At 60.9% G+C, this 5,259-nt stretch carries 5 protein-coding genes; all 5 read right to left on the bottom strand.

The genetic code is table 11. The features are described from left to right. Window positions 1-31: 31 nt before the first annotated feature. Complete coding sequence (locus EKD05_RS25050; protein WP_129678322.1) at window positions 32-2,539, bottom strand: hypothetical protein; 2,508 nt, start codon at window positions 2,537-2,539, stop codon at window positions 32-34. A gap of 532 nt (window positions 2,540-3,071) precedes the next feature. Next, the gene (locus EKD05_RS25045; protein ID WP_129678320.1) at window positions 3,072-3,323 is read right to left on the bottom strand and encodes a hypothetical protein; all 252 of its coding nucleotides are present in this window, start codon (window positions 3,321-3,323) and stop codon (window positions 3,072-3,074) included. Window positions 3,324-3,534: 211 nt separating this feature from the next. Continuing rightward, window positions 3,535-3,780 (bottom strand): type II toxin-antitoxin system Phd/YefM family antitoxin, encoded by a 246-nt coding sequence (locus EKD05_RS25040; RefSeq protein WP_129678317.1) that lies wholly within the window; start codon window positions 3,778-3,780, stop codon window positions 3,535-3,537. Between the two features lie 387 nt (window positions 3,781-4,167). Further along, a complete protein-coding gene (locus EKD05_RS25035) occupies window positions 4,168-4,821 on the bottom strand; it encodes a hypothetical protein (RefSeq protein ID WP_129678315.1) in 654 nt (217 codons plus the stop codon). Between the two features lie 5 nt (window positions 4,822-4,826). Then, on the bottom strand, window positions 4,827-5,102 hold the full coding sequence (locus tag EKD05_RS25030) for a hypothetical protein (RefSeq protein WP_129678312.1): 276 nt from the start codon (window positions 5,100-5,102) through the stop codon (window positions 4,827-4,829). Window positions 5,103-5,259 lie beyond the last annotated feature (157 nt).

Below are 5,259 nucleotides of genomic sequence, written 5' to 3'. Positions count from 1 at the left end.
GAGGGGGGGGGGGGGGGGGGGGGCTCCGCCCCTATTGCTCATCCCACGGGATATCGCGTATTTCAGGGCCTACAAACGGCAGATAGCTGCATGGCCGCTGCGCAAAGCCGTCTACCGTGGCTGGCACGGCCAGTGTGGGGGCTTCAAGCGCTGGGGGAGGCTGCCGTACAAGGGCTTCTGGCCCTTCGGTCACGAGTTGATAGTGGCGTTGCACTGAGGTGGGCAACTGGGACGGGAGCACGGGTTCAATCCGCATCACCACCACGTAGAAGCCGGGTGCGGCTTCAGGGGCGGTGGCGACGAGCACGATTATCTGCCCGTTATCCCCGACGCGTAAGGGATTGCCCAGCGGCTCGCCATTGACGCTGAACTGCACCATCTGCCCCGGTGGCACATCGGTGCCGGTGATCACAAAGGTACTCCCTGGCGCTCCCTGGGTATAATTGAGGGTCATCTGGGCATCGTAAACCGCCTCAAAATCCTGGTCAGCAAGGTTGCTGGTCAGCAGAAGCCTGCGGGAGGCGGGCACAAACCGATACCCTGGCCGCGAAGGGGTTAGAGAGAGCGGGCGCTGGAGGATCTCGGTGAACGTGTACGCTCCTGTGGCATCGGTCTGGGTGGTACTGACGCCATCGGACAGAGCCAATGGCACCTCGGCCAGCCCGTGCCCGTTGAGCAGCACGCGCCCGCTGATGGTTGCCAAGCGTACCCGCAGGGGTTCATAGGGTGGTGTGCTCTGGCCGTAAGCATTGTCACCCCAGCAGCGTAGTGCCCCGTCGGTGGTTATGGCACAGGTATGATCCCACCCCGCGCTGATCTGCGCCACGGTTCCGAGGTCGTCCGGCACCGTGCTCTGACCGAAATAATTGTCACCCCAGCAGCGTAGTGCCCCGTCGGTGGTTATGGCACAGGTGTGATTCGCCCCCGCGCTGATCTGCACCACGGCGCCAAGGTCGTCGGGCACTGTGCTCTGGCCGTTGTCATCGTGCCCCCAGCAGCTCACGGTGCCCTCGGTTGTTACGGCACATGTATAGCTGCCGCCCGCGCTAACTTGCGTCACCGTGCCGAGGCCGTCGGGCACCGTGGTCTGGCCGAAGCTATTACTGCCCCAGCAGCGGATGTCACCCTCGCTTGTCAGCGCACAGGTATGCACCTCACCTGCGCTGATCTGTTGTACCGCTTTAAGGTTAGGGGGCACCTGGCTGAACTCAGCATAGCCCCAGCAGTGCACGGTGCCTTCAGTCGTTATTGCACAGGTGTGCAACCCACCTGCGCTGACATGCGCGGCGACCCCGAGGTCGTTGGGCACGGTGCTCTGGCCGACGTTATCGTGCCCCCAGCAGCGCACGGTACCTTCGGTCGTCAAGGCACAGGTATGTGCCCAGCCTGCACTAACCTGGGCCACAGCTCCGAGGTCGTCGGGCAGCATAGCTTGCCCGCTATAGCCTCCCCAATACGTGTTGTAGCCCCAACACTGTACCGTATGCTCACTTGTGACGGCACAGGTATGCCTGGCTCTTGCGCTGACCTGCGCCACGGTTTGCAGGTTACCCGGCATGGTGTTCTGGCTGATGCTATAACTCCCCCAACAGCGTAGCACTTCGTTGGTGGTCAAGATACAGGAGTGATTCGTCCCCACACTAACCTGCGCCACGGTTCCAAGGTCGTTGGGCACGCTGCTCTGTCTGAAGGTATTACTGCCCCAGCAGCGCACGGTGTCTTCGGTGGTCACCGCACAGGTATGCCACGGCCCCGCGCTGACCTGGGCCACGGTTCCGAGGTCGTCGGGCACGGTGCTCTGGCCGTCGTTATTATCACCCCAGCAGCGCAGGATGCCTTCGGTGGTCACCGCACAGGTGTGATGCGCACCTGTAATAACCTGGGCCACGATTCCAAGGTCTTCGGGCACGGTGCTTTGACCGAAGTCATTACTGCCCCAGCAGCGCAGCGTGCCTTCGGTGGTCACCGCACAGGTATGCAACCACCCCGCGCTGACCTGGGCCACGGTTTCGAGGTCGTCGGGCACGGTGCTTTGGCCGTTGTCATTATCACCCCAGCAGCGCACGTCGCCCTCGGTGGTCAGCGCACAGATATGCTGCGCACCTGCACTAACCTGGGCCACGGCCCCGAGGTCGTCGGGCACGGCGGTTTGGCCGTAGCCATAATTGTCCCAGCAGCGCACGTCGCCCTCGGTGGTCAGCGCACAGATATGCGCCGGACCCGCGCTGACCTGCACCACGAGACCGAGATCATCCGGAACATCAGTATCCAAGCCCCAACAGGAGAGTTGTCCGGCTCGATTGATCACACACGTGCGATAGCCGCCAACGCTCACCTGTGGCAAGGGTGAAGGCGTTTGCTCTGGCGTGGTCAAGGGCAACTGTTCCATCGCTCGTGCCCTGGGCGGCATCGCATGGAGCAGCGTCGCCGCAGCAACTGCTGGCACCAATTCGGTGAACGGCAGCGTCGCAAGCAGCAACGGGCCAAAAACTCCGGTCACGATCAACGCAAGGAGCGCAACAAGAGAACGATACGTCATGGCATCCTCCGTGAGGTTAGACCAACGATCGCGTCACACTGACTCCTTGAACCTGGGGCAGGACAGATCAGATCATGGCGATGGGTATGACGGTGAGTAATTGAGAATAGATCTGATGGAGTTATTTACGTCTTATACTCACCACTTTTAGTATAGCTTGTAAGTGCAACAATGTCGATGATAAGAATGTAGGGAAGAAACGTCTTACATGCTTCACCGTTCTCCCATCGGCGTCAACGCCTCGGTTGCCGATCCAAAGGCCACCTACGTGGTCTGGAGCTTGGGCGGGCAGCAAGCCTGGAACACCGGCGTGAGGCCGGCGAGCAGGGGGAACCGTTGGTTACCAGCAGACGTTTGCCAGCCAACATAGCGCCAATCCAGTTGCCGTCGAGTTGGACGCTTACCCCCAGGCGGCTCAAGACAATAGCCGAATCCAGGGCCTCGCCAACATCCATGACCTCGGTCGCACGGGAGGTCGCCGCTCGAATGCCCCAGTCTGGCTGAGTTGCCGTCCTGGCTTCCATCGCCCGCGCTAGATCTTCGCTGCTCGGGCGGGTTCCCAGGGCGGCAATCGCTTGGTCAAGCAGTCCTTCGTGGAGAAGTTCAGCTTTGCCTTCTTGAGCGGAGCCCCCAGCAGCGCCAGGGCCCAGAGCTCGGCCAGATCGAAGAAAAAGGCCCCCAACGTGCTGTCGGAGTCATCGTAATCGATCAAACCCTTGGGATACTCATCGGCCAGCGCCTCGATCAATGGCAACGCTTCCTGGGCAGCGTTGCCATCAAGCAAGCTGCGGATCTGTCCAACCAGCGGATCCAGATTCGCCAGAATGCTCGCATAAGCCAGAGAGTCATCAGCGCGCTCAGCACGGAAGATACGACGGATCTGCGTGCGGAAGGCTGTCGCGTGGATGGACGTACGCCGAGCAGCAACCGAAATGCAACTTTGCGCAGAACAGCGCTGATCAATCTGCTCGCACGACCAGAGGCGGGCCTGAACCCTAGCCCTCCGCCTCCTGCGGCTCAGCAGCGGGCTTGTTGGCCGCCGCCACCCGCGCCCGCAGCGTATCAAACAACTCGATGGAGAGCAAAACCGCCGTTGGTTTCCCCTTCTGCGTAATCACGACGGGTCGCTGCTGCTGGGCAGAGCGCCGGATCATCGATGCCAGCGAACTAGCCGCTTTCGAGACCGGCAACACGCCATGCTGCAGGTCAATGTCAAAAAAATGCTTGGTTGGAGATGTCATCAGGTTGCTTCCTTCCTCTCGATTGAACTTCCACCGCAAGGCACCTAGCGATCAAAACGACCAAGGCCCCTCAACGGAGGCGTGCGGCGGGGTGGCATCATGCTACCACAGTCGTGCAATACCTGCATCACCTGGAGGCAGTAGCCGTAGGGCGATGGCATCATACAAAACCGGATACAACAAGACACGCTCTTTGGCCGCATGTGCATGCAACCAGCGGCGCAAACGTGCGAGCGGGTGGTTCTGGCAGGGGCCCTATCAGGCCCGGCGGCACCCGCAAGGGGGGCACCTACGGGGCCAGGCCCGGTGTACGGGCACCCCTCGCGGGTGCCCTAGCGGGGTGCATACACAGAAGATGCAATCGCCCTGGCAGTAGCCGTCGGAGAATCAGGTCTCGAACAGACTCGCCAAGCGGCTGAGCTCGACCACTTTCACCTGAATCTCTTCCGGCGATGGGTTAACCACCTGGTATTCAAACAGCAAGAAGCTGGTAGTGCCCGCCATGACCTCTGGGGCATTGAACACATCGGTGGATGCTCCTGCGCGGTCACTCAGCCAAATCGTCGCACCGGGGTATGCCTGGGCAAAGCCGAGCAGGGCGGCTTGCTGGCTACTGGTGAGTTTGCTGCCGTTGTCGGCTGCGAAGGCGGTCGCAAAACTGTCCAGTGGGGCTCTCTTCTGGCTCCAGTTCTCATGACGGAAGACATTGAGATGCAAAGGCTGCTCCCGTTTGACCTCTAGCACCAGTCGCGCCGCCGAGACGTAGCTACTACGTCGCTGTCCCTCGTGATTGTAAGAGGTGCGCTTGAAGATGATGGGGACATAGGCACACAACCGACCATTGCGCAACCGCCCTTCATACCACTGCATCTGCTTGGCTCTGGCCGTTGGCTGCAAGCCCAACCCCTGAGCAATCGCTGCGCTCGCCGCACGCCGCTGCGTGTTGCGGTACACCACAAAACCAACTGATCCACCAATAATCAACACCGGAAAACAACACAAAAAGCTCGTCCAAAACATTATTGCGAACACATCGTCCATACCAGTTATACCTCGCCATTCTGGCTTGCAACGTCTTCCAGCACCGCAGCAATCGTGCTCAGTTCGTTGAGCAACGCCTGGAGCGCAGTCGGGGTCACTGTCCGCGGCCTGGGCTGGTCATGGATGAGCACAACGGTCGCGTCAGCCAGGATCGCTGGTGACACCAGGGCAGGTGGCGCAGCGGCGCGATCCAGCAGGCGCAAATTGCGGTTGCCGTGCTGCACAAAGTGGAGCAGCGCATCCTGCGCACGACGGGGCAGCCGTTCCCCGTGTTCGAGCATGGGAAAGGCATCGCTTAGGCTAGTCGCGGCGTTATGCTCAAGGGGTGACAACCGCTCGCTGTGGCAGTTTATGCAACACGCATATCCCGTGCGCACCCGGTTATGCGCTGGCGAACGTACACGCTACGCCTACCCTTTGCGGTACAAGATCGGCTCG

The sequence above is a fragment of the Candidatus Chloroploca sp. Khr17 genome, from assembly GCF_004138165.1.
GTDB lineage: Bacteria > Chloroflexota > Chloroflexia > Chloroflexales > Chloroflexaceae > Chloroploca.
The sequence above is the reverse complement of the archived record's forward strand: the minus strand, read 5'-3'. Positions and strand labels throughout refer to the sequence as shown.